Consider the following 25,073-nt stretch of genomic DNA (forward strand, 5'->3'; position numbering starts at 1 on the left):
TTTCTTTACTTGTACTATTGGGGGCTTTGCCCCCAAACCCCCAGGATATTTATGGCCAGATGAAGCGGGCGGGTTGTGGTATAATAGACATGCGTATTGTTGGAGCGAAGCATGGAGAAAGTGAACGGTATCGGGGGCGTATTTTTTCGGGCCAGTGATCCCGAGGCATTAAGCCGCTGGTACGAAGAACATCTGGGCGTAAACCACTATGATCCGGTGCCCTGGAAGCAACGCGAAGGGTATACGGTGTTTGCGCCGTTCGCGAAAGACACTGAGTATTTCGGAAACCCGGATCAGCAATGGATGATCAATTTTCGGGTCGACGATCTGGGCGCGATGATACAGCAGCTTGAAGCTGCCGGAATCGCTGTTGAGACCCGCCCCGACTGGGACAGTGAGATCGGAAAGTTCGCGCGGCTTCACGATCCGGAAGGTAATCCGATCGAGCTGTGGCAGCCAAATCAATGAGATAGTCGGTTTGTATACCTTTGTATTCGTGTAAGTATATGAAATAAAATAAGAATTGATGTATCCGAGTTGTGACGTATAGTGCGGACACCGCTATCGGAGCCTCTGAATGACGCCAATCGATGATCACCCGCTGCGCTATGCGCTGGCCAATGAACTTCATGCCCGCCCGTTTCCGGCCGCCGATACGCCGTGCACGGTCGCATTTATTGCGATCAAGAAGCCTGAAGCAGCCGTCGCTCGGGACCGCAATCAGGATATTGCGCATCTGATCGATCTGCTTGACCGGCATGGGGCGCAACATCCGCAGCCGGGGGCCACGCATTATGCCGGGCAGATAGGACGCCATTGGCTGAAATGGGAGCAGCACACAGAGTTTGTCACCTATACGGCGATTGTGCCGAACGTCAGCGGCCGCCCTTTCAACCCGGCTGATTTCGAAGTGTTTCCCCCAGATTGGCTGATGGCCAGCCCGGGCCAGAGGATCACTTCGCTGCTAATGCGGGTGGTACCGCGCCCGGAAGATGCAGCTGTAAAGGTCGCTCTGGCTGATTGGTTCGAACCTGAAAGTCTGGCGGTGTCGCGGGTGTTGGATGCTTCGGCGATTTGCGCCAGTGATTTCCGCATCGACCCGGCTGGTCACATGCGTTTTGCCCTGTTCGTGACCGAAGGCACGGGCACGCGCCGAACAGGGCGTATTATCCAGCGGCTGTGCGAGATCGAGACATACAAGGCGATGTCGATGCTTGGCTTTGCCCGCGTCAAACAATTGGCCCCCCGGATCGAGGAACTGGACGCCCAGCTGGCGAAGCTGATGGTTGAAATGACAGATGACACCACACCACCAGATGCGCTGTTGCCTCAATTGCTGGCCACATCGACCGAGCTCGAGACCATATCGGCCCGCAGTTCGTTCCGGTTTGGGGCAACCGGCGCTTACGAGGCGCTGGTGAATCAACGGATCGACGTCCTGCGCGAGGAAAGGTTCGAAGGCGGCCAAAGCTTTGCCGATTTCATGATGCGCCGTTATGACCCTGCGATCCGTACCGTGAAATCAACCGAACGCCGCCTGCAGGCGCTGTCTGACCGGGCGATCCGTGCGGGTGAGTTGCTGCGCACAAGGGTGGACGTCGAGCGGAGTGCACAAAATCAGGCCCTGTTGGAAAGCATGGATCGTCGGGCCGATCTTGCCTTGCGCTTGCAACACACGGTCGAGGGGCTTTCTGTGGTGGCCATCAGTTATTACGCGGTCTCACTGGTTGGCTACCTTCTGTATCCGTTGACGGCCACCGGTATAAGCAAGGGAATGCTGACGGCGGCGGCGACGATCCCGGTTGTAGCGGGCGTATGGTTCGCCGTTCGGCGTATCCGCAAACGCCTGGGTTAAGCTGCAATTGCCAATTTGCGCCCAACCTGTAGAACAGGTGGGGCGGGCGGACAGCACGAGGTTCTCTGTTGATAGGCGTTTTCTCGGCATGGCGGGCAGTTGCGGCCATGTTCATCCTGAACGGGGCCTTGTTTGGCATCTGGGCCTCGCGCATTCCGGCCGTGCGCGACCGGTTGGAGCTGTCCCATGACGCGTTGGGGTACGGGTTGTTGTTCATGGCAGCCGGGGCTGTCTGTTCGTTTCCGGTCACAGGGCGGTTGACGGATCGGTATGGCGCAGTCTCGGTAACCCGGATAGTGGCCGTTCTGTACACGCTGTCGCTGGTTCTGCTTGCTGTTGCTGGCGGGTTTTGGGCGCTGGCGTTTTGTTTGTTTGTTTTCGGCGCGTTCCACGGATCGATGGATGTGGCAATGAATGCCTGGGCCGCCGAGGTCGAGCAAGCTTATGACAAACCCGTAATGTCGTCATTCCACGCCATGTGGAGCCTTGGGGCCGGTCTTGGCGCGCTCAGCGGGTATGTGGCAGTTCAGATGGGGCTGACGGTTCTGGTGCATTTCCTATTGGCGGGTGGCGCGGTTGTTGCCTTCGCGCTGGCCTTGTCGTGGGTGCGTTGGACGTCGAATCGGTCCGAACGGTCAAAAAGCTCGGTTTTTGCTTTGCCCTCGGGCGCGCTGATACTGGTCGGATTCGCGGCCATGTGCGGTGCATTGGGTGAAGGCGCCGTCGCGGACTGGAGCGCGATTTTCCTGCGAGACGTGTCCGGTGCGCCCGAAAGTGTTGCCGCATTGGGCTATGCCGTGTTTTCCGTGGCGATGGTTGCGTTTCGACTTGCAGGTGCTGTTGTCATCACTTGGTTTGGTCCTGCCGCCACGGCTCGGTTTGGCGGGATCTGCGCGGCACTGGGCGTTTTCGTTGTGGTTTCTTCGGTCGTGCCCTTGCCCGCATTGGCGGGGTTTGCGCTGATGGGTATAGGGTATGCGGTGATCATGCCGCTGGCGTTCAGCCGTGCAGCCAGCGATCCGCATGTGCCGCCGGGGCAAGCCATCGCGAGTGTAGCTACGCTGGGATATGGCGGGCTGTTGATTGGGCCGCCGCTGATCGGATTTTTGGCGGAACTGTTCGGCCTGCGTCTGGCGTTCGCCGTGCTGTTGCCATTGGCCGTTCTGATCGTGCTGTTGGCCGGCGCGCTGAAGCGCGCCGACTAACTTGTTTCAGCGTCCGCGAATGCGGGGATCCAGCGCGTCGCGCAGACCATCACCCAGATAGTTGACGCTCAGAACAGTCAGCGAGATTGCCAGACCGGGCCAGAATACACGCTCGGGGTATTGCTGAAGATAGTCGACACCATCAAACAACAGGCGGCCCCATGTCGGGAAGTCGGGCGGGAAGCCCAGCCCAAGGAAGGACAGCGCGCTTTCGGTGATGATCGCTGTGGCAATCCCCAGTGTTGCCGACACCATGATCGGCGAAAGAACGTTCGGCAGGATATGCCGCGTGATGATCTGGCTGTTGCTGGTGCCGATGGAGCGTGCGGCCAGAACGAATTCACGTTCCTTGATGGCCAGGACGTCACCGCGCACGATCCGTGCAGTCGGCATCCATGAGGTGATGCCGATGGCGCAGACGATCAGGATGAAGATCCCGCGCTCCAGCCCGAAAGCCGCTGACAGGGGCTCGCGGAACAGAAGCATCATGACCAGCAGCAAAGGCAGCAGGGGCAGGGCCAGAAACAGGTCGGTCAGGCGCATCAGCGGCCCATCGAGCCGCCTGAAGAATCCCGCCAGAACGCCGATGAACGAACCCAGAAACAGCGCCAGCAACATTGCGGTTATGCCAACCGAGACTGAGGTTTGACCACCCGACATCATGCGCGCAAGAATGTCGCGACCCAATTGGTCGGTGCCAAAGGGATGCGCCCAACTGGGCCCCTGATTGCGCGACCGGATATCGATCTGGGTTGGATCAATGCTCCACAGATACGGGCCCAGATAGACACCGGCAACGATGATGATAAACAGGATCGCCCCGACCATTGCGCCTTTGTGGGTCTTGAACTGATCCCAAACATCGCGCCATTGGCTGCGGGGAGGGGTGGCCAGTTCTTCCATCACGTCGGCTGTCGGCAAGGCGGTTGAAGCTGGTGCAAGTCCTTCGTCCGGGACCAGCGTATCGGTACGATCATGATCAGTCATATCGAATCCTCGGGTCCAGAATGCCATAAAGTACGTCAGCGATCAGGTTGAACAACACGATCAGTACGGCGAAAATAAAGGTCAGGGTTTGCACCATCGGCAGATCATTGGCCTGAATCGCGCCGATCAGCAACTGCCCGATTCCGTTCACCTTGAACACCTGCTCGGTGATGATGGCGCCACCAAAGATGGACGGAATACCCAGCGCGATCACGGTGACCACCGGGATCATCGAGTTTCGCAGGACGTGAACCATGACCACGGTATATTCGCTGAGACCCTTGGCGCGGGCGGTGCGAACGTAATCCTGATTGAGGTTATCCAGCATGGACGCGCGCATGAACCGGCTGAGTTGTGCGGTGATCTGCAAGGCCAGAACCATGACCGGCATGATCATCTGTTTGAGCTGCACAACAAAGCTGTCCCAGCTGTTGACCACCAGCGTGGTGTCATAGATCGACGGGAACCAGCCCAGCTGGACTGAAAAGATCACGATTACCAGCACGCCCGAAAAGAAGGGTGGAACGGAAAAGCCGACCATCGACACGAAAGTACCCATCTGGTCGAACCAGGAATACTGACGGTAGGCCGAATAGATGCCGATGGGCAGCGCGATCAGGATGGCGACCACATAGGCGGTGCCGACAACCCACAGGGTCTGCGGGATACGCTGAACGACGATGTCCATTACCGGCGAACGGGTCTGCCAGGAAATCACGCGCAGGTCGCCTTCGGAGAAGGTTGTACCAAATACAGAATCGACCAATACCTGCGGTTCAATCCAGAAGAACTGCACGATCCATTTCCAGAACCGGATATGCATCGGCTGGCCGAGGCCAAGCGCCTCGCGCATCTTCTCTTTGACTTCCGGGGGAACGGTGAGTGGAACCTGTGCCATCGGGTCGCCAGGGGCAAGCTCGAGCAGCAGGAAGATGACGAGGCTGATGAACAGCAGTGTGGGCACGGCCAACACCAGTCGTCTGATTGTAAAGTTGAGCATTCAAAGGCGCCTTTGTTGATGCGTCTTCTTGTTGGAGCGGCCTGCAAATGACCGCGCCCCGAAGATCGGGGCGCGGCTTGGCAGGTTTAACGCTTAGGACCCGGTCTTGCGGTACCAGTCCGCAACGTTCCAAAGCTCGCTGTCCCAAGTGTTCAGGATCACGCCACCCAATGTGTTGGAATGTGCAGAGACCCGTCCACGATCAACCAGCGGAACCACGACATAGCTGTCCTTGGTCAGCATATCGTTGAGTTTACGGGCAATTTCGCCACGTTTTTCAAGCTCGCCGGTGCGGCCCAGTTCGGCCACCAGCTTGTCGTACTCGGCATCACAATAGCGGTTGATGTTCTCGCCCTGCCACTGGCTTTCCGGTTTCGGTGCCTTGTCACAGGTGTGCTGCGCAAGATAGCTTTCCGGATCGGTGCCATCGAAGTTGTTGGCGTACATTTCAACGTCTGCATAGAAACGCTGGAACGTGTCCGGGCTGCCCGGGTCACCACCAAAGAAGACCGACGCGTTGATGTTGCGCAGCTCGGTTTCAACACCGATCTGGCTCCACCATTCCTTGATCAGCGCCTGGAAGTCCTGACGAACAGCGTTGGTCGAGGTTTGATAGACCAGCGACAGTCTTACACCATCCTTGGCGCGGACACCGTCAGCACCTTTCACCCAACCGGCTTCTTCCAGCATCTGGTTCGCGCCGTCGATGTCCTGTGTCAGACATTCGGTGTTGTCGCTTGCGTACAATGCCGGGGCCGGTACCAGGTTGCAGGTCGGGCGACCGGCTTGGCCGTAGCCAATCTCAACCAGCAGATCACGGTCGATTGCCATCGACAGTGCCTTGCGAACCGCCAGTTCCGACAAGGCCGGGTGCGGATGTTTTGCGGTTGAACGTTCACCTTCAGGCAGGCTGGGGGACGGATCCGTCATGTTCATTTCGATCCGTTCAACCAAGGTCCCGAACGCCGCGATCGGAGTACCCTTGCCGCCTTCTTTCATCTGCTCGATGACTTCGGGCGCCAGTTGCAGGTTCCACGCATAGTCGAATTCGCCGGTTTCCATCACAGCACGGCCAGCCGCTGTCGCATCACCGCCACCTTTGAAGGTCAGCGTGGCAAAAGCGGGCTTGTTCGGGTCACGATAGTTCGGGTTGGCCGACATGGTGATCACGTCGTTTGGCTTGAATTCGTCCACCACAAACGGGCCGGTTCCGATCGGGCCAAAGTTCTGATCTGTACATTCGGGCGCCTTGGAGCCCATGCAGTTCTGAAACTGGGCCATCTGGATAATTGGGGACTGGCCACCCATGAATGGGCCATAGGGGTTCGGCTTTGGTTCGGCAAAGTTGACCTTGATGGTCAGATCGTCGATTGCCTCGACGCTTTCGACGCCTTCAAACTTGGCAAGCTGGGCGCAACCACCTTCCGGATGCATGCAATAATCCGCGGTGAACTTTACGTCGGCCGACGTCACGGGCGATCCATCGGACCAGACCAAACCGGATTTCAGCTTCCACGTGATCGATTTCAGATCCGACGAAACACCACCGTTTTCCACGGTCGGGATATCCTCGGCGAGATAGGCTACAAGGTTCCCGTCTTGGTCATAGCGACCGAGCGGTTCAATCACCAACGAAGCCGATTCGATGTCTTTGGTGCCCGAGGACAGGTACGGGTTCAGGATCGACGGAGCCTGCCAGTAAATGATGCTGACATTGCCGTCCGATCCACGCTCGGCCATAGCCACAGGGGCCATCGCCGTGCTTGCAATCGCACCAAGCAAAAGGGTTTTGATTTTCATAAGTTACTCCCAAGTTGGACACGTTCGTGTCTCGATTATCTCCGCAAGGCCTGCGGGTTTGGCGTTGCCGCCCCAAGGTAAGGTTCTGATCAACAAAGATAATAGCGCTAACGATTTCGGTCTGCGCCGCCTCCCCAGGTCGGTTACATGGCGTATCGAAACAGAACCTGAGAAAAATGCAAGTAGTGCCGTCGCGAAAATGTGTAATGGGTTTGACTTTTCCCGGCGGCCCGCCTTAGCGTTCGGAATTCAGAAAAAGAATACCGTCGTCAAGGGAGCGCGCGCGTGCTGGATCAGCCTATTGCACAGATTAAAAAACTGCGGGTGGAGTTTCAGACGAAGGATGGCCCCGTTGTCGGTGTTGAGGATGTCTCGTTCGAGGTCAAACCGGGTGAAACCGTTTGTATCGTTGGCGAATCGGGCTCGGGGAAATCGGTGTCGTCGCTGTCGCTGATGCGGCTGGTCGAGTTCGGAGGTGGCGAAATCGCGGGTGGTGAACTTCTGTTTGACCGCCGCGACGGGAGCGAGATGGACCTGTCCAAAGCCGATCCGGATCTGATGAAACAGATTCGCGGCAACGAGATCGGGATGATTTTTCAGGAGCCGATGACGGCGCTTAATCCGGTTTTTACCGTTGGCCGCCAGTTGACCGAAGGTCTGCGCATCCACAAGCAGATGTCAAAGGCACAGGCCGAGGACCGGGCGCTTGAGTTGCTGCGCCAGGTTCGCATCCCCGAGCCCGAGCGTCGTCTGAAACAATACCCGCACGAGCTGTCGGGCGGGATGCGCCAGCGTGTCGTCATCGCGATGGCCATGGCCTGCGAACCCCGCCTGCTGATCGCCGATGAACCAACCACAGCGCTGGACGTGACCATTCAGGCCGAGATCCTGGCCCTGATGGATCGTCTCAAGCGCGAAACCGGAACTGCGGTGATGTTCATCACCCACGACATGGCCGTGGTTGCCCAGATGGCTGACCGTGTTGTTGTCATGTATCGCGGCAACAAGGTCGAAGAGGGGACCGTCAAGGAAATCTTTGAAAACCCGCAGCATGATTACACCAAGGCCCTTTTGGCCGCAGTACCGAAGCTGGGTGAAATGCAGGGCAAGTCGGCACCTGAACCGATGAAGTTGCTGGGTGTCGAGGGGCAGAAAATTGCGCCCATTCCCGGAACCGAAGAAGTTTTGTTGACCGTAAAGAACCTGACCACGCGGTTCCCGGTCAAAGGTGGTCTTCTGCGGCGCACGATCTCGAACGTTCATGCGGTCGAGGATGTGTCATTCACACTGAACAAAGGTCAGACACTCAGCCTTGTGGGCGAATCCGGGTGCGGCAAGTCCTCGGCCGGGCGTTCGATCCTGCGGCTGGTCGAGCCGATGGCGGGTGAGGTCAATCTGGACGGTGTCGATATCATGAAGCTGGACCCGTCCGGCCTGCGCAAGGCGCGGTTGGACATGCAGATGATCTTTCAGGACCCGTTCGCCTCGCTGAACCCACAGATGCAGTTGGTCGATCAGGTTGCCGAGCCGATGCGCAACTATGGCGTGGCGTCGGGATCAGAGTTGCAGGACCGCGTCGCGCAGTTGTTTGACAAGGTGCAGCTGCCGCGCAGCTTCATGCGTCGTTTCCCGCATGAAATGTCCGGAGGACAGCGCCAGCGGATCGCGATTGCCCGCGCACTGGCCCTGAACCCCAAGCTGATCATCGCGGATGAGGCAGTCTCGGCCCTCGACGTGTCGGTTCAGGCGCAGGTTCTGAACCTGATGATGGAGCTGCAGTCCGATTTGGGGCTGTCCTATCTGTTCATCAGCCATGACATGGCCGTGGTTGAACGTGTCAGCCACTATGTTGGCGTTATGTATCTGGGCCGCATTGTGGAACTGGGCCCGCGTGCACGTGTGTTTGAAAACCCGCAACACCCCTATACGCAGGCGTTGATGAAGGCAGTTCCAATTGCTGATCCGAACAAGCGAAAGACTGAAAAAGACCTGAACTTCAAACCGATCCCGTCACCGATCCATCCTGTCGATTACAAACCGGAACCCTCGCAATATCAAGAGGTTGAACCGGGTCACTTTATCCTGACCACAGACAGTGGGTACTGACACGATGGCCAAGCGCCTGACGCCGCTTGAGATCATGACCAAGCTGATCTCATTCCCAACCGTGAGTCGTGACACCAACCTGCCGTTGGTCGACTGGGTGGAAGAATACCTGCAAAGCCATGGGATCACGTCGCACCGCTGGCCTGATCCGGATCAGCCGCATAAGGCGGCGATCTTTGCGCATGTTGGCCCTTTGGAAGAAGGCGCAGTTGTGCTGTCCGGGCACACGGATGTCGTACCGGTTGACGGGCAACCCTGGGACACCGACCCCTTCACCGTGACCGAGGAGGACGGCAAATATTTCGGGCGCGGCACCTGTGACATGAAGGGATTTGATGCGCTTGCCATCTGGGCGCTGGTCGAGGCGCATTACGCACGTGTGAAACGACCGCTCCAACTTGCGCTGAGTTTTGATGAGGAAGTCGGGTGTACCGGGGCGCCGCCGATGATCGAGGCGATGCAGGGCGTTCTTCCCAAAGGCTCGGCGGTGGTTGTGGGCGAACCATCGATGATGCAGGCGGTGACGGGTCACAAGGGTGGGTTCGGCTTTGACACCCATATGGTCGGGTTCGAAGTTCACAGCTCGATCATGCACACAGGCGTCAACGCCATCATGGCGGCGGCCCCGTTGATCGACTGGGCCAACCAACAGAACGCGCGAAACATGGCGGCGCAACCCAGTACCGTTGCTGCCGTGTTCGATCCACCCTGGACAACCTGCCACGTCGGTATGATTGAAGGCGGAACAGCCCATAACATTACCGCCAAAGACTGCCGGTTCATGATGGATTTCCGGACTGTGCCCGATGAAACGCAGGCCCAATGGCGCGATGCCTATTTCGAACAGGTTCGGCAAGTTGAGGCTCAGATGCAGGCCGTTCACCCGGATACCCGCATCGAACTGACTGAAAACTTCGCGATTCCGGGGTTGATCCCGGAAGAGGATGGTGAAGCCGAAGCTCTGGTACGCGCCCTGACCGGAGACAACGCAAGCCATGTGGTCAGTTATGGGACCGAGGCAGGCCAATTTCAGGAGGCCGGGTATTCTGCCGTGATATGCGGACCCGGAGACATAGCGCAGGCCCATCAGCCGAATGAGTTCATTACGATTGAACAATTCGAAGCCGGTCATAAATTCATGCAGCGATTGGTTGAAAAACTATGCGCCTAGCCCGGTCTAAAATGGTGTCAGCGGTTGAGAGGGAGGTCTTGAGATGCCCGTAAAAAACAGACTTGCAAAAATGCATGGCGAGATCACCGAATGGCGTCGCCACCTGCACGCCCATCCGGAGCTGATGTATGACGTCCATGAAACTGCGGCGTTTGTCGCTGCCCGTCTGAAAGAATTTGGAGTGGACGAGATCACTCCGGGCGTTGGCAAAACGGGCGTTGTCGGGGTGATCAAAGGGCGCACGGACACGCAGGGGCGCGTCATCGGCCTGCGTGCAGACATGGACGCGCTTCCGATTGAAGAGGCGACAGGGCTGGACTATGCCTCGACCGTGTCGGGCAAGATGCACGCCTGCGGTCATGACGGGCATACTTCGATGCTGCTTGGGGCCGCGCAGTACCTTACCGAAACGCGCAATTTCGATGGCACCGTAGTTCTGATCTTCCAGCCTGCCGAGGAAGGCGGGGCCGGCGGTCTGGCCATGTGTCAGGACGGGTTGATGGACCGCTGGGGCATTCACGAGGTCTATGGCATGCACAATATGCCCGGTCTTCCGGTGGGAGAGTTCGCAATTCGCCCTGGCGCGTTGCTGGCCTCGTCCGATGAGTTTGAAATCACCGTCACTGGCAAGGGCGGACACGCCGCTGCACCGCACGAGGCAGTGGATACAACGCTGGTGGCCTCGCACATCGTTGTTGCCTTGCAATCGGTGGTGTCCCGGACCGTTGACCCGATCAAGCGAGTTGTCCTCACCGTTGGGACGTTTGTGACGGACAGCGTAGCGTCAAACGTGATAGCTCATACGGTTCGTTTGCAGGGAACCGTGCGGACACTTGACCCCGAATATCGCACAATCGCCGAAGAACGCGTGCGCCGGATCGCCGAGGATACGGCCTCGGCCTTTGGCGCGAAGGCGGAGGTTATCTGGACACCGGGATACCCGGTGACAGTGAATTCCGAGGCTGAGACGGGCTATGCGGCCGAGGCGGCAGCAGCGGTTGCGGGCAAGGTCAATGACAGCACGGACCCGGTCATGCCGTCCGAAGATTTTGCCTATATGCTTGAAGAACGCCCCGGCGCGTACATCTTTATCGGGAACGGGGATACGGCCATGTGCCACCACCCGCAATACAACTTTGACGACGACGCGATCCCCGCCGGTTGCAGCTGGTTTGCCGAGCTTGTGGAACGACGATTGCCTGTCGCATGAAACAGGGAGAATGACATGCCGATCAAGAACCGTCTCGCAGAGATGCATGATGAGATCACCGGTTGGCGGCGTGACATTCACCAACACCCGGAAATTCTGTACGACACCCACCGCACCAGTGCGCTGGTTGCGGAAAAGCTGAACGAGTTTGGTTGCGACGAGGTCGTGACCGGCATCGGTCGCACCGGAGTCGTCGGGGTCATTCGCGGCAAAAGCGACACGCGGGGCCGTGTGATTGGCTTGCGCGCCGATATGGATGCCCTGCCGATGCAGGAACAGACCGGGTTGGACTATGCCTCAGAAATACCGAATGCGATGCATGCCTGCGGTCATGACGGGCATACTGCGATGGTTTTGGGGGCCGCCAAGTATCTGGCGGAAACCCGCAACTTTGATGGCACGGCAATTGTGATCTTTCAGCCTGCCGAAGAGGGTGGGAATGGCGCCGAGGCCATGTGCAAGGACGGTCTGATGGATCGGTTCGGCATTCAGGAAATCTATGCGATGCACAATGTGCCGGGTGTTCCCACCGGGCAGTTTGCCATTCGCTCAGGCCCGTTGCTGGCAGCGGCGGACGAGTTTGACATCCAACTTGAAGGGCGCGGCGGCCACGCGGCAAAACCTCATCAGACGATTGATACAACGGTGATGCTGTCGCAGCTGATCGTGGCGTTGCAGACGATCGTGTCGCGCAACGCGGATCCGATTTTGCAGGCCGTGCTGTCTGTGACCTCGGTCGAGACATCTTCGAAAGCGTTCAACGTGATCCCGCAATCGGCGCGGATACGCGGCACCGTTCGGACCCATTCCAACGAGTTGCGCGACCTGATCGAACAACGGCTGAAGGAAGTCTCGGAAGGGACCGCCGCAACATTTGGCGGGTCCGTGAACGTCACCTATACGCGCGGTGTTCCAGTGACGATCAATGCCGAAGCCCAGACGGGATATGCAGCAGAGGCTGCGGTGTCGGTCGGGGGCAGTTGCATTGAAGCGCCGATGGTGATGGGGGGCGAGGATTTCTCGTTCATGCTGGAAGAGAGGCCCGGGGCATTCATCGTCTTGGGCAACGGTGACAGTGCCGGGCTGCACCACCCCGAATACAATTTCAATGACGAGATCATCCCCATTGGGTGCTCGTGGTTTGCGGAAATGGTCGAGCGCCGGATGCCGGCGGCGTGACCTGAATCAGGAGAGAGAAAAGACATGCCAGTCAAGAACCGCTTTGCCGAATTGCAGAATGAAATCACGGAATGGCGAAGGGATCTTCACGAAAATCCAGAGATCCTGTTTGAGACCCACCGCACCAGCGCGAAGGTGGCCGAGAAGCTGAAGGAGTTCGGATGCGATGAGGTTGTAACCGGTATCGGACGTACCGGCGTTGTGGGGGTGATCAAAGGCAAGTCGGACAGCAAGGGAAAGGTGATCGGCCTGCGCGCAGATATGGATGCATTGCCGATACATGAGGCGACGGGGTTGGACTATGCCTCGAAAACGCCGGGTGCGATGCATGCCTGTGGTCATGACGGGCACACAGCGATGTTGCTGGGGGCGGCAAAGTACCTGTCGGAAACCCGCAACTTTGACGGCACCGTTGTCGTGATCTTCCAACCTGCTGAAGAAGGGGGCGGCGGGGGGCGCGAAATGTGCGAAGACGGCATGATGGACCGCTGGAACATTCAGGAAGTTTACGGAATGCATAACTGGCCGGGACAGCCTGTCGGCAAGTTCGCAATCCGACCGGGGTCGTTCTTTGCGGCGACCGATCAGTTCGACATCACCTTTGAGGGTCGCGGCGGACATGCGGCCAAACCGCATGAGACCGTGGATACCACAGTTCTGGCAGCGCAGGCTGTCCTAACGCTGCAAACGATTTCTTCGCGCAATGCCGACCCGATTGATCAGGTTGTGGTGTCAGTGACATCGTTCGAGACGTCATCCAAGGCGTTCAATGTGATCCCTCAGACCGTGCAGATCAAAGGCACGGTGCGCACCATGAGCAAGGGCATGCGGGATCTGGCTGAAAAGCGGATCAACGAGATTTGCAACGGTGTTGCGGGCACGTTTGGCGGTACCGCTGACGTGACCTATATTCGTGGATATCCGGTGATGGTGAACAGCGACGAGCAAACAGAGTTTGCGGCGGATGTGGCCCGGTCGGTGTCCGGTGATTGCGACGAGGCACCTTTGGTCATGGGGGGCGAAGATTTTGCCTTTATGCTGGAGGAACGTCCAGGCGCCTACATTCTTGTGGGCAACGGTGACACCGCAATGGTTCATCACCCGGAATACAATTTCAACGACGAAGCCATTCCGGCCGGATGCAGCTGGTGGGCGGAGATTGTCGAACAGCGGATGCCAGCCGCTTGATGGAGAGGGTGGGGGCTCTGCCCCCACACCCCCGGGATATTTCTAGCCAGATGAAGCGGGATCCTCTGCTTGCAGATCAAGCACCGTGCAGAGGGTTTCGACGACGGTATCCAAGGCGGTCGACTGTGTATTGACGCAGGATTGTGCAGCCCTTCGGGCGGCTTGAAGGGCATTCTGGTCCGACAGCCAATGTGAAACGGCCTCAGAGAGGTCAGTGGATGTTTGGACCTCGACAGCGCCCTTGGCGTCGATCAGCGGGGCAAAGGTTTCTGCAAAGTTGAAATACCCCGGGCCGGTGATCACGGCGGCCCCGGCCTGAGCCGGTTCAAATGGGTTGTGTCCGCCAATCTCTTTCAGTGATCCCCCAAGGAAAACGATCGGGCAAAGCGCGTACCAGGTTCCGGTTTCGCCCAGTGTGTCGGCAACATACACGCGCGTCGTATTTGTGATGGGTTCATTTTTTGACCGGAAAGACGCGTTGAGCCCGGCGTTGTTCAGAAGGCCCGCCACCTCGCCGCGCCGTTCGGGGTGGCGTGGGATCAGGAGCAGCAGAAGGTCGGGCCAATGCTGCAATAATGCCTTGTGGGCTGTCAGAACGCTGTCTTCTTCTCCGGCATGGGTGGAACTGGCGATCCAGACCGGTCTGGCAGCTAATTGCGCGCGAATGTCATCCAGCGTATTCTGGTCCACAGGCAAAGGGTCGGACATGGCCTTGAGGTTGGTGCCGGGCTGCACGCGTTGGGCAGGGGCACCCATGGCAATCAGGTCGGCAGCTGTTTTGTCGTTTTGCGTCAGGAACAGGCGAAACTTATCCAGGATAAACCTTGCCGTTTTAGGGCGCTTTTTCCATCCGGTGACAGATTTGTCCGACAATCGTGCATTCAGCAGAGCCAGCGGAATGTCGCGCGCCGCGCTTTCGACAATCAGCCGCGGCCAGATCTCGCTTTCGACGAAGATCCCGGCATCGGGTTGCCAATGGTCCAGAAAGCGCCGGACCGGGCCGGCTGTGTCAAGCGGTGGGTACTGGTGCCGGGTGCGGGGCGGCAGGCGCTTTTCGATCAGGGCCGCTGAGGTTGGCGTGCCTGAGGTGATCAGAAACTCGGATTTGGGAAGGCGGGTGCCCAGCCGATTGATCAGAGTAAGGACCGACAAGCTTTCGCCGACGCTGGCGGCGTGGAACCAGATCAACTGCCCTGCGGGGCGGGGCTGACTGGCATGGCCAAGACGCTCGTGCTGGCGGTTGGCTGCTACGCCCGCAGCCTCAAGTTTCTTTCGGACGGTTCTCCAGACCAGAGGTGCGGCCAGAGAGATCAGAGCGCAGTACAGGTAGTACAGCGCTGTGGGTCGGTCTTGGGGATCCGGCATGTATCAGCCGCCTGTATGGCTCATATGGCGGCTCATCCGGCCATCGACGGACTGGCGGGAATAGTCGAAGTCGTGACCTTTTGGTTTCAGGTTGATCGCCGCGCGGATGGCATCTTCAAGCGGCTGTTCTGTATCGGGGTGATCCCGCAATGCGCCGCGCAGATCAGCCATGTCCTCCTGCCCAAGACACATATAAAGCTCGCCAGTACAGGTCAGGCGCACGCGGTTGCAGCTTTCGCAGAAATTGTGGGACAGGGGCGTGATGAAGCCGATCTTCTGACCGGTTTCTTCCAGCCTGATATAGCGGGCCGGGCCGCCAGTGCGTTCGGCCAGATCCGTGATTGTGTAATGGTTTTCGTACTCTTTGCGCACGTCCTTGAGCGACCAGTACTGGTCCAGGCGATCCTCGTTGCCGATATCGCCCATCGGCATGACCTCGATCCAGGTCAGGTCCATGTCGCGCTCGGCGCACCATTCAGTGATCTTGGGCAGTTCGGGTTCGTTGAAACCCTTGAGCGCAACAGCGTTGATCTTGATCCGCAGCCCTGCCTTCTGCGCCGCGTCGATGCCGTTCAGTACCTGTTTGAGGCGGCCCCAGCGTGTGACCTTGGCAAATTTGTCGTCATCCAGAGTATCCAGGGATACATTCACACGGCGCACACCGGCGGCATATAGATCTTCGGAGAAGCGATGCAATTGCGAACCGTTTGTCGTCAGCGTCAGCTCTTTCAACGCACCGCTGTCCAAGTGGCGAGTCATGGCGTTGAAGAAAGTCATGATATTGCGACGAACCAATGGCTCACCGCCGGTAATGCGCAGTTTCTCAACGCCCATTCTTACAAAGGTCGAGCACATGCGATCCAGCTCTTCCAGCGTAAGAAGGTCTTTCTTGGGCAGAAAGGTCATGTTTTCGGACATGCAGTAGACGCAACGAAAATCACAGCGGTCCGTAACGGAGACGCGGAGATATGTGATGGCGCGGGCAAACGGGTCGATGAGCGGAGCAGACATGCGACATAGGTAAAGCTGTAACCTGCCTGCGACAAGTGCGAACTGCGCTTTGCACTGGATCACGCCAGCATGGGGTTGTAGTTTCCGGGCATGAAAAAGACATTTGTATTTCTATGCGTTGTTTTGACCGGGTGCGACACTGTCCGGGCAACGACGGAACGTGTATTCGGGTCCGGGGGTGAGGCGGCTGAGGCCGTATCGGATGTCGAAACTGCGCCGGTTGTCGCTGAGGAGGTTCTTCAGCCCGAACCGGTTGCGGCACGCCCCAGTTGGGTCGGGGCCAAAACAACCATTGCCGGGCTTGGTGATCCGACCACGCCAGGACGCTGGATGCAGACGCCGCTGGTCGATAGCGAGGTAACGGCGCGGGTTGTTGTGCCCAAAACCGGCGCGCAGGCCTATATCACTCTGGTTCCTGCCGCAGGCCCGGAAAGTAGCGGCAGTCGCTTGTCGCTGGATGCCATGCGGGCCCTTCTGGTGCCATTGGACGAACTGGTCGAAGTCGCGGTTTATGCCGACTGACTTTTCAGGTATTTGGCTGCTTCGCGGCGGGCAAACGGCTTCATGGCACCACCATGTCTGTCCAAAAACGCGATCACGCGTTCGGGGTCGTGTTTGGACAGTTCCCGCAGCCACCAGGCGATTGATTTCTGAATAAACCAGTCGCGGTCAGGGACATATCCGGCGGCCCAGCCGAGGATACAGTCGCGACGTTGCAGGTCTTCGGGCTTGGGGTGGTTCTGTTTGGTCCAGGGCAGTGTTGCGACAAGGGCCGCGCGCCGGGTCCACATGTGATCGGACTGAGTCCACTGTTCGACGACAATCAGTCTCTCGGGGTCGGCCATCAGTCGTTTTTGCATCGCCATGCAGGCATGATCGGCGACGGCCCAGGCGTCAAAATCCGGTAGCCAGCTTTGAAGCAGGTCCCAAACCTGATCGTCGGGCCGGATGCGGGCCTGGGTCAGAAGCTTGGCCGCGGCAAGGCGCCCTTCGTGGATATCGGTTTGCCACAGCGCCCTGGCCAGCGTGACGCGTTTGTTCACATCCAGCTCTTGCCGCCATGTTTTGGTCAGATCGTTGAGAACCGGATTGGCGACACCCAGATAGACGCGATCCGCCTTGTGATAACTGGCCATCTGACCCGCACGTTCGGGGTCGGCATGGGCTTTGATCTGATCAAGAAAAGGGGTCAGCATTGGGGGCAGACCGGAGCGCCTGTCGGTTCGCCGTCAATCGTCTGGCTGTTCTTTTCGGCCCAATAAGACCGGATGTCGCCGTCCGTCTTGCCATCGACCCATTTCTGCATCGTGTCGCGGTCGGACTTGAATTCCATGAACGGCACTGCATACCCGCAAGAGGTCTGAACCATTTCGATCGACTGGTCATAGATCTGTCGCGCGCTGCGGTGGTTGGGGAAAAGATTGGCCAGTTCATCCCAGCCCTCATCTCTGACGTGCAGAGTGCGGGCTGTGCCATATGTGCGCAGGATCAGTGGGCGCGTGGTGAAGGAGCACCACATCAGTGTCATCCTGTTGACCTGCATCAGATGCCCCGCCGTCTCGTTGCCGCTGCCAGTCAGGTTCATCCAGACGATGCGGTTTGGCCCCAGCACCCGCAGCGAGTCCATACCTTTGGGCGAGATATTGACCTTTCCCTCGGTCCCGGCGGTGCCGACGAAGAACATATGCTGATCTTCGATGAACTTTTGATGCGCGTCATCAAGCCGGGGAAACTGTTTGGACATGGGTCACTCTACCGTCACTGATTTTGCCAGATTGCGCGGCTGGTCTACATCCGTCCCTTTGGCTACAGCTGTGTGATAGGCCAGCAACTGTGCGGGAACCGAATAAAGGATCGGCGCAAGACTGGTGTGAACATGCGGCATCCGGATCGTGCTCCAGACTCCGTCTCCGGCCTCGTCAATTCCATCATCATCAGACACAAGGATCACTTTGCCCTTGCGCGCCATCACTTCCTGCATGTTTGACACGGTCTTGTCGAACACCGTGTCTCGGGGCGCCATGACAACCACGGGCATATGTTTGTCGATCAGGGCGATGGGGCCATGTTTCAACTCTCCTGACGCATAACCTTCGGCGTGGATGTAGCTGATTTCCTTGAGCTTCAGCGCCCCTTCCATTGCCAGCGGATACATCAGGCCACGGCCCAGGAACAGAACGTCGCGCGCCTCGGACAGGCGTTGGGCCGCCTTGCGGATCGCCCGGTTCTGATCCAGTGCCGTGTTCAGCACGGTCGGCAATCCGCGCAGCGCAGCGGCATGATCGGCGATTTCCTCATCCGTCAGGGTGCCGCGATCTGTCGCCGCCTTGAGCGCGAGCATCAGCAAAACGCTTAGTTGACAGGTGAAGGCCTTGGTCGAAGCCACACCGATTTCAACGCCAGCATGGATCGGCAGGGCGATATCGCTTTCCCGAGCAATCGAACTTTCAGGGACATTGACGACAGAAACGATCTTGTCCGCCTTGCCCTCGCAATAGCGCAGCGCGGCCAGGGTGTCCGCGGTTTCTCCTGACTGGCTGACAAACAGCGCCAGTGTGCGACCCGTGATCGGAGGTTCGCGATAGCGAAACTCGCTGGCGATATCGACCTCAACCGGCATCTTGGCCAGTTGTTCGAACCAGTATTTCGCGGTCAGGCAGGCGTAAAACGCGGTGCCGCAGGCGACCATGGTCAGACGGTCCAGCTTGCTGAAATCCAGCTCGGCGTCGGGGAACACCACTTGATCACCGCCCGTGGGCAGGTAGGATCGGATGGCCTCGGCCACGACGATAGGCTGCTCAGCGATTTCCTTGGCCATGAAATGCTTATGCTCGCCCTTGTCGGCGCGCGCATGATCCAGCTTGATCTTGCGCTTTTCCCGGTTGGCCAGTTCACCGGCTTCGTTGCGGATTTCCAGCGATGTTCGGGTCAGAACCGCGCGGTCGCCTTCCTCAAGATAAGTGATCTGGTTGGTCAGCGGCGCAAGGGCAATGGCGTCCGAGCCCACATACATTTCACCATCGCCGTGGCCGATGGCCAGGGGTGATCCTTTGCGGGCCGCTACAATCAGGTCATCCTCACCATCGAAAAGGAATGCAAGGGCGAAGGCACCTTCCAACTTGTCGATGGTCTTGAAAGCGGCCTCGACCGGGGACATGCCTGTGTTGAGGTGATGTTCCGTCATCAGCGCGACGGTTTCAGTGTCGGTTTCGGTCTTGAAGGCCACGCCGTGTTTGGCCAGTTCCGCCCTCAGGTCGCGGTAGTTTTCGACAATTCCGTTGTGAACCACGGCCACCGGGCCCGCCTTGTGGGGATGCGCGTTGTTGACGGAAGGCGCACCATGTGTGGCCCATCGGGTGTGACCAATGCCGGATTTACCGGGCAGCGGATCATGCACCAACAGATCGCTGAGGTTGACCAGTTTGCCGACCGCACGGCGACGACCCAGGACACCGTCATTAACGGTTGCAATCCCGGCGCTGTCATAGCCGCGATATTCCAGCCGTTTCAGGGCTTCTACCAGTATAGGAGCCGCTTCATGCTGCCCCAAGACACCTACAATTCCACACATATCTCAGGCCTCGTTATCGCGGCGAGCCTTCTTCGCCTTCAACATATCAAACAGTTTTCTCGCGTAGCCGGGTTTGTTTTCCTGCTTGGCACGCGCCACGGCCAACGCCTCGGGCGCCACGTCTTTGGTCACCACGGTGCCTGTCGCTGTCATTGCGCCATCGCCCACAGTGACCGGGGCCACGAGCATGGTATTGGAGCCGATAAAGACATTCGCACCAATGGTGGTCTTGTGCTTCATCACGCCATCATAGTTGCAGGTGATTGTTCCCGCGCCGATATTCGTCGCAGCACCCACTGATGCGTCCCCGATATAGCTGAGGTGGTTGACCTTCGCGCCTTCGGCAATTTCTGCATTCTTGATCTCGACGAAATTGCCAACCCGCGTGTTTTCGGCCAGTTCCGCGCCGGGGCGCAGCCGCGCGTAGGGGCCGACAATGGCGCCGCGACTGACATGGCACCCTTCCAGATGGGAAAAGGCCCGGATGGTTGCACCGCTTTCGACGGTCACTCCGGGGCCGAAGACCACGTTGGGTTCGATTACTGTGTCACGCCCAATCACAGTGTCTGCGGACAAGTATACCGTATCCGGTGCCATCAATGTGACACCCATATCCAGCAGTTCTGCCCGCGCGCGCGCCTGAAACACCGCGTCGGCGGCAGCCAGATCAGCGCGTGAGTTCACGCCCAGCGTCTGGGCCTCGTCACAGGCGACGGCGGTTACGTTCAGACCGCGTTTGCGGGCGATCTCAACTACGTCTGTCAGGTAGTATTCGCCTGAGGCATTGTTGTTTTCAACGGAGTCAATCAGCGAAAAAAGCAACTGGGCATTACAAGCTAAAAGGCCCGAGTTGCAAAATGTTATGGTGCGCTCTTCATCTGATGCGTCTTTGAATTCGACAATGCGTTCCAACGTGTCGCCATTCATGACCAACCGGCCATAGCGGGCCGGATCAGCCGCTTCGAACCCAAGGATGACCAGGTCGTTCCCAGATCGAGCCTCGACCATCCGTTCCAGCGTGTCGTGTTGTAAAAACGGGGTGTCGCCGTAAAGAACCACGATATCACCGTCGAACCCGTCCAGTGCCGTCCTGGCCTGACCGACCGCGTGGGCCGTACCCAACTGTTCTTCCTGAACGGTTATCCGGGCATCTTCGTCTTCGTCCTGAGCAACCTTTGCTACAGCATCGGACCCGTGGCCGGTAACGATCACCGTACGTTCGGGCGACAGGACAGACCCGGCGCGCATCGCGTGAACAAGCATCGGAGCCTGAGCGATGGGATGCAGGACTTTGGGAAGATCCGAATTCATCCTGGTGCCTTTTCCGGCGGCAAGGATGACAAGGGCAATGGTCATGAAATCGTTTTCTCTTTGTGTTTTGTTGCCGACCGTTTTATCCGCTGAGGGCAAAGGCGCAAGCTGTTCGGCCATCAAACAAGATTGCCGATTGAAACAGGGCACGGCGAAAACCTGCCGAAACAGGAGGCTACATGCGGACCGTCATCTTCGATCTGGACGGCACATTGGCGGATACATCGGGCGATTTGCTGGCTGCGGCGAACCATTGTTTTCGCGAAATGGGGCATGGTGATGTGCTGGTCCATGGGCAGGATGCAGGCATTGCGTTGCGCGGCGGGCGCATGATGTTAACCCAAGGGCTGAAACGCGTTGGAGCTTACGACGAGGACACCGTTCAGACCTATTATCCTGTTCTGCTTGAGGCTTACGCGCAGGATATCGACACCCACACAAGCTTCTATCCGGGAGCGTTACAAGCCGTCGAGATGCTGAGTAACGCGGGCTACGGTGTCGGCATTTGCACCAACAAGCCGGAACATCTGGCCGAATTGTTACTAACGCGCATGGGAGTGCGGGATCGTTTTGCCTCGTTGGTCGGTGCGGATACGCTGCCGGTGCGCAAACCGGACCCGGCCCCTCTGCGCGAGGCTGCGCGCCGTGCCGGTGGCGACCCGGCCTGTTGCGTGCTGATCGGCGACTCGGATACTGACCGCAATACCGCCCGGGCGGCAGGGGTCCCATCGGTTTTGGTGACTTTCGGACCGTCAGGGGAGGACATGGCAGCGCTGGAGCCCGAAGCGCTGCTGCATCATTTTGATGACTTGCCCGATCTTGTGCCTGATCTGATTGGTGCGGCAGCCTGAAACCTTGACCGGACCCTGTCGGAGAGCCAGAAAAAGACCATGACGGAAACATTCACTGGTAATTTCACGCAGCAGGAACCCCTTCCAGACGATGCAATCGAGGCAGCGCTGGCTGTTCTGCGTCACGGGCGGCTGCATCGTTATAACGTGGTCCCCGGTGAGTTGGGGGAAACGGCCCTGTTGGAGCAGGAGTTTGCGGCACAGATGGGGGCCAAGTATTGCTTGGCGGTTTCCTCTGGCGGTTATGCGCTTGCCACCGCGTTGCGGGCCGTCGGTGTGCAGCCGGGCGACCCGGTTCTGACCAACGCGTTCACTCTGGCCCCGGTGCCGGGATCAATTGCCTCGGTCGGGGCGCGGGCGATCTTTGTCGGCGTCACCGAAAACCTGACCATCGATCTGGAGGATCTTGAGGGTAAACTGGATCAGGCCCGTGTCCTGATGCTTAGCCATATGCGCGGGCATCTGTGTGATATGGATCGTCTGATGCAGATGTGTGACGCGGCGGGCGTTATCGTGATCGAGGATTGCGCACACACGATGGGCGCGGCTTGGCGCGGTCAGTTGTCGGGACGGCAGGGGGCAATCGGGTGTTATTCCTGCCAGACCTATAAGCACGTAAACTCGGGCGAGGGTGGTTTGCTGGTTACAGATGACGCGGAACTGGCGGCCAAGGCTACAATGCTGTCGGGGTCATACATGCTGTATGAACGCCATCTGGCAGCGCCGGGACCTGAAGTGTTCGAGCGGATAAAGTACACCACACCCAATGTGTCCGGTCGCATGGACAATTTGCGCGCCGCTATCCTGCGCCCTCAGTTGCGGGATCTGGACCGGCAGGTGAAACGGTGGAACGAGCGCTATCGCGAGATCGAGACCGGGCTGCGCGGCACTCCGGGCCTGACAATAGTCGAGCGACCCGAAGAGGAAACCTATGTCGGGTCTTCGATCCAGTTCCTGCTGCTGGATTGGTCGCCTGAGCGGATAGCCGACGTTATCAGCCGCTGCGCCGCGCGTGGGGTCGAGATCAAATGGTTTGGCGGGGCTGAGCCAACAGGGTTCACGTCGCGCTATGACAGCTGGAGATATTTCGAAAGTGAACAGATGCCGGAAAGTGACCGTGTTCTGGCAGGCATCATGGATATGCGTGTGCCGCTGACCTTTTCGCTGGAGGATTGCCGAGTGATCGCGCGCATCATCCGAGCCGAAGTGGGCGCAGTTTATCAATCCTAGCCAAACAGAGTGCGCTTTCAGCGCACGCTCGACCCTTGAGAGCGCCGCCCGGTCCGGGCGGCGTTTTGTGTTTTGGTCCAGGCTTTCACAAAGATTGACCGAAGACAGATTCGCTGTTAGAGATTTATTGAACACTTGTTCATTAATGCGGAGGGAGGACACAGATGTTCATGGCCACGATGAAGTTTGATCTGGGTGAGGATGTGAACGCCCTGCGCGAGATGGTACATCGGTGGGCGCAGGAGCGCGTCAAGCCGATGGCGGCTGAGATTGATGCCAAGAACAGCTTTCCGAATGAACTGTGGAAAGAAATGGGAGAGCTTGGGCTATTGGGTGTCACCGTGCCAGAAGAATACGGCGGTGCGGGCATGTCCTATTTGGCGCATACAATTGCTGTCGAAGAGGTCGCGCGTGCTTCGGCCTCGGTTTCGTTGTCTTATGGGGCGCATTCCAACCTGTGTGTGAACCAGATCAAGCTGAACGGTTCGGAAGAGCAGAAACAGAAATACCTGCCGCGCCTGGTCTCGGGCGAACACGTAGGCGCGCTGGCAATGTCGGAACCTTCCGCAGGTTCAGACGTGGTGTCGATGAAGCTGCGGGCGGAAAAACGCAACGACCATTACCGCCTGAACGGCAACAAGTACTGGATCACAAACGGGCCGGACGCGGATACACTGGTGGTTTATGCCAAGACGGACCCCGATGCCGGATCAAAAGGCATTACCGCATTTCTGATTGAAAAAGAGATGAAGGGTTTTTCGACCTCACCCCATTTCGACAAGTTGGGGATGCGCGGGTCGAACACGGCTGAACTGATCTTTGAAGATGTTGAAGTGCCGTTCGAGAACGTACTGGGAGAAGAGGGCAAGGGCGTAGCCGTGCTCATGTCAGGTCTGGATTATGAGCGCGTGGTTCTGGCCGGGATCGGCACCGGCATCATGGCCGCCTGTCTGGATGAGGTGATGCCGTATCTGGCCGAGCGCAAGCAATTCGGCAAACCGATTGGCAGCTTCCAACTGATGCAGGGCAAGATTGCCGACATGTATACCGCGATGAACTCGGCCCGGGCCTATGTCTATGAGGTGGCTAAGGCCTGTGATCGTGGAGACGTAACCCGGCAGGATGCAGCGGCGTGCTGTCTTTACGCATCCGAACAGGCGATGGTTCAGGCGCATCAGGCGGTTCAGGCGCTGGGCGGGGCAGGGTTTCTGTCTGACGCACCGGTTAGCCGGATCTTCCGGGACGCCAAGCTGATGGAGATCGGCGCAGGCACCAGCGAGATTCGACGGATGCTGATCGGCCGGGAAATGATGAACGAAATGCGCTGAATGAAGACGCCCCGCAGACGAGGTTACAGCGGGGCGTTTCGATCAAAGGATCAGAAGCGATGAACGTAGGAAATACCGACCAGCCAAGGGTCGATGTTCGCAGTGCCAATATCGGCTCCGTTCAGAGTGACGTCCGAGTCGATGTCGAACCAGCGTACATTCAGACGGACTGCACCTTTGTCGGTGATCATGTAGTCGAGACCGGCTTGCAGCGAAACGCCGAAGGAATCATCGACCTTGAGGTTGCCAAGGGCAGATTGCTCGTCAAAGAAGATGGTATAGTTCAGACCGGCGCCGACATAGGGCTTCCAGGCGCTATTGGTCGGGAAGTGATAGTTCAGCGACAAGGTGGGCGGCAGATGCTTGACGCTGCCAGCGTCCACGCTTCCGCCCAAGGTGACGTTATGTTTGAACGGGGTCGCGGCCAGCAGCTCGATCCCCAGATTGTCCTGGATGAAATACTCGGCGGTGAAGATCGGGCGCGTATCCGAGTCGATATCGGCGCTAAGGCCGGCCAGTGTTCCGTTGTTGGATTTCGGGTCCAGATAACCCACACCGATACCGAGCGTCCAATCCCCCTGAGATTGGGCAAACGCAGGTGCAGCCAGAGCCACCAACGCGGTGGAAAGGGTCAATGCGGCGAGTTTCTTGGTCATTGTCTTGCCTTTGGTTCTGTTGATGACCTTGGTGTTGCAGCGATTGGAA

At 58.3% G+C, this 25,073-nt stretch carries 22 protein-coding genes; 12 read left to right on the top strand and 10 right to left on the bottom strand.

Annotated elements, in window-relative coordinates; translation table 11 throughout:
• The first annotated feature begins 111 nt into the window (after nucleotides 1–111).
• From ACR0M3_RS07120 to ACR0M3_RS07130, 3 genes are all read left to right on the top strand, one after another.
• A complete protein-coding gene (locus tag ACR0M3_RS07120) occupies nucleotides 112–468 on the top strand; it encodes a VOC family protein (protein ID WP_209504483.1) in 357 nt (118 codons plus the stop codon).
• Between the two features lie 109 nt (nucleotides 469–577).
• Entirely contained in the window at nucleotides 578–1,855 is a 1,278-nt protein-coding gene (locus tag ACR0M3_RS07125; RefSeq protein ID WP_480910056.1) for a DUF3422 family protein, read from the top strand.
• Nucleotides 1,856–1,962: 107 nt separating this feature from the next.
• Entirely contained in the window at nucleotides 1,963–3,060 is a 1,098-nt protein-coding gene (locus ACR0M3_RS07130; RefSeq protein ID WP_480910057.1) for an MFS transporter, read from the top strand.
• A gap of 6 nt (nucleotides 3,061–3,066) precedes the next feature.
• Here ACR0M3_RS07130 and ACR0M3_RS07135 read toward each other — a convergent pair whose 3' ends face one another.
• The 3 genes from ACR0M3_RS07135 to ACR0M3_RS07145 form a co-directional block, all read right to left on the bottom strand.
• The gene (locus tag ACR0M3_RS07135) at nucleotides 3,067–4,047 is read right to left on the bottom strand and encodes an ABC transporter permease (RefSeq protein ID WP_267366742.1); all 981 of its coding nucleotides are present in this window, start codon (nucleotides 4,045–4,047) and stop codon (nucleotides 3,067–3,069) included.
• Nucleotides 4,040–5,047, bottom strand: coding sequence for an ABC transporter permease (locus tag ACR0M3_RS07140; protein ID WP_209504480.1), 1,008 nt, complete (start codon nucleotides 5,045–5,047; stop codon nucleotides 4,040–4,042). The genes ACR0M3_RS07135 and ACR0M3_RS07140 overlap by 8 nt, the downstream gene beginning before the upstream one ends.
• A 93-nt stretch (nucleotides 5,048–5,140) precedes the next feature.
• Nucleotides 5,141–6,847 carry a peptide ABC transporter substrate-binding protein gene (locus tag ACR0M3_RS07145; RefSeq protein ID WP_480486243.1) on the bottom strand — a complete coding sequence of 569 codons (1,707 nt, stop codon included), beginning with the start codon at nucleotides 6,845–6,847 and terminating at the stop codon, nucleotides 5,141–5,143.
• A 285-nt stretch (nucleotides 6,848–7,132) separates the two neighbouring features.
• Between ACR0M3_RS07145 and ACR0M3_RS07150 the strand changes: the two genes are divergently transcribed.
• Genes ACR0M3_RS07150 through ACR0M3_RS07170 form a run of 5 tightly spaced genes read left to right on the top strand, consistent with a single transcriptional unit; the run spans nucleotide 7,133 to nucleotide 13,701 of the window.
• On the top strand, nucleotides 7,133–8,953 hold the full coding sequence (locus ACR0M3_RS07150; protein ID WP_480910058.1) for an ABC transporter ATP-binding protein: 1,821 nt from the start codon (nucleotides 7,133–7,135) through the stop codon (nucleotides 8,951–8,953).
• A gap of 4 nt (nucleotides 8,954–8,957) precedes the next feature.
• Entirely contained in the window at nucleotides 8,958–10,124 is a 1,167-nt protein-coding gene (argE, locus tag ACR0M3_RS07155; protein ID WP_480831594.1) for an acetylornithine deacetylase, read from the top strand.
• Between the two features lie 43 nt (nucleotides 10,125–10,167).
• Nucleotides 10,168–11,334, top strand: a complete 1,167-nt coding sequence (locus tag ACR0M3_RS07160; RefSeq protein ID WP_480910059.1) for a M20 aminoacylase family protein — start codon at nucleotides 10,168–10,170, stop codon at nucleotides 11,332–11,334.
• A gap of 15 nt (nucleotides 11,335–11,349) precedes the next feature.
• Nucleotides 11,350–12,513 carry a M20 aminoacylase family protein gene (locus ACR0M3_RS07165; protein WP_480557501.1) on the top strand — a complete coding sequence of 388 codons (1,164 nt, stop codon included), beginning with the start codon at nucleotides 11,350–11,352 and terminating at the stop codon, nucleotides 12,511–12,513.
• Nucleotides 12,514–12,537: 24 nt separating this feature from the next.
• The gene (locus tag ACR0M3_RS07170) at nucleotides 12,538–13,701 is read left to right on the top strand and encodes a M20 aminoacylase family protein (RefSeq protein ID WP_480910060.1); all 1,164 of its coding nucleotides are present in this window, start codon (nucleotides 12,538–12,540) and stop codon (nucleotides 13,699–13,701) included.
• A gap of 42 nt (nucleotides 13,702–13,743) precedes the next feature.
• Here the strand turns inward: ACR0M3_RS07170 and ACR0M3_RS07175 are convergent, their stop codons facing one another.
• Both ACR0M3_RS07175 and moaA read right to left on the bottom strand, forming a co-directional pair.
• Nucleotides 13,744–15,066, bottom strand: a complete 1,323-nt coding sequence (locus ACR0M3_RS07175; protein WP_480910061.1) for a 3-deoxy-D-manno-octulosonic acid transferase — start codon at nucleotides 15,064–15,066, stop codon at nucleotides 13,744–13,746.
• A gap of 3 nt (nucleotides 15,067–15,069) precedes the next feature.
• On the bottom strand, nucleotides 15,070–16,077 hold the full coding sequence (moaA, locus tag ACR0M3_RS07180) for a GTP 3',8-cyclase MoaA (RefSeq protein ID WP_267362895.1): 1,008 nt from the start codon (nucleotides 16,075–16,077) through the stop codon (nucleotides 15,070–15,072).
• Nucleotides 16,078–16,167: 90 nt separating this feature from the next.
• On the opposite strand from moaA, the gene ACR0M3_RS07185 reads away from it, so the two are divergent.
• The gene (locus ACR0M3_RS07185) at nucleotides 16,168–16,599 is read left to right on the top strand and encodes a hypothetical protein (RefSeq protein WP_480481801.1); all 432 of its coding nucleotides are present in this window, start codon (nucleotides 16,168–16,170) and stop codon (nucleotides 16,597–16,599) included.
• On the opposite strand, the gene ACR0M3_RS07190 is transcribed toward ACR0M3_RS07185, so the two are convergent.
• Genes ACR0M3_RS07190 through glmU form a run of 4 tightly spaced genes read right to left on the bottom strand, consistent with a single transcriptional unit; the run spans nucleotide 16,587 to nucleotide 21,004 of the window.
• On the bottom strand, nucleotides 16,587–17,273 hold the full coding sequence (locus ACR0M3_RS07190) for a DNA alkylation repair protein (RefSeq protein WP_480481800.1): 687 nt from the start codon (nucleotides 17,271–17,273) through the stop codon (nucleotides 16,587–16,589). The genes ACR0M3_RS07185 and ACR0M3_RS07190 overlap by 13 nt on opposite strands.
• Complete coding sequence (locus ACR0M3_RS07195; RefSeq protein WP_480481799.1) at nucleotides 17,267–17,821, bottom strand: pyridoxamine 5'-phosphate oxidase family protein; 555 nt, start codon at nucleotides 17,819–17,821, stop codon at nucleotides 17,267–17,269. Before ACR0M3_RS07195 ends, ACR0M3_RS07190 begins: the two co-directional genes overlap by 7 nt.
• A gap of 3 nt (nucleotides 17,822–17,824) precedes the next feature.
• Nucleotides 17,825–19,648 (bottom strand): glutamine--fructose-6-phosphate transaminase (isomerizing), encoded by a 1,824-nt coding sequence (gene glmS, locus ACR0M3_RS07200; RefSeq protein ID WP_480910062.1) that lies wholly within the window; start codon nucleotides 19,646–19,648, stop codon nucleotides 17,825–17,827.
• Between the two features lie 3 nt (nucleotides 19,649–19,651).
• Complete coding sequence (gene glmU / locus ACR0M3_RS07205) at nucleotides 19,652–21,004, bottom strand: bifunctional UDP-N-acetylglucosamine diphosphorylase/glucosamine-1-phosphate N-acetyltransferase GlmU (RefSeq protein WP_480910063.1); 1,353 nt, start codon at nucleotides 21,002–21,004, stop codon at nucleotides 19,652–19,654.
• A 134-nt stretch (nucleotides 21,005–21,138) separates the two neighbouring features.
• On the opposite strand from glmU, the gene ACR0M3_RS07210 reads away from it, so the two are divergent.
• The 3 genes from ACR0M3_RS07210 to ACR0M3_RS07220 all read left to right on the top strand — a co-directional run bounded on the left by ACR0M3_RS07210 (nucleotide 21,139) and on the right by ACR0M3_RS07220 (nucleotide 24,368).
• The gene (locus ACR0M3_RS07210) at nucleotides 21,139–21,810 is read left to right on the top strand and encodes an HAD-IA family hydrolase (RefSeq protein WP_480506297.1); all 672 of its coding nucleotides are present in this window, start codon (nucleotides 21,139–21,141) and stop codon (nucleotides 21,808–21,810) included.
• 39 nt (nucleotides 21,811–21,849) lie between these two features.
• A complete protein-coding gene (locus ACR0M3_RS07215) occupies nucleotides 21,850–23,040 on the top strand; it encodes a DegT/DnrJ/EryC1/StrS family aminotransferase (RefSeq protein WP_480910064.1) in 1,191 nt (396 codons plus the stop codon).
• A 164-nt stretch (nucleotides 23,041–23,204) separates the two neighbouring features.
• The gene (locus ACR0M3_RS07220) at nucleotides 23,205–24,368 is read left to right on the top strand and encodes an isovaleryl-CoA dehydrogenase (protein ID WP_480481794.1); all 1,164 of its coding nucleotides are present in this window, start codon (nucleotides 23,205–23,207) and stop codon (nucleotides 24,366–24,368) included.
• Between the two features lie 50 nt (nucleotides 24,369–24,418).
• On the opposite strand, the gene ACR0M3_RS07225 is transcribed toward ACR0M3_RS07220, so the two are convergent.
• A complete protein-coding gene (locus ACR0M3_RS07225; protein WP_209504463.1) occupies nucleotides 24,419–25,024 on the bottom strand; it encodes an OmpW/AlkL family protein in 606 nt (201 codons plus the stop codon).
• Nucleotides 25,025–25,073 lie beyond the last annotated feature (49 nt).

Source organism: Ruegeria sp. O5 (genome assembly GCF_056535105.1).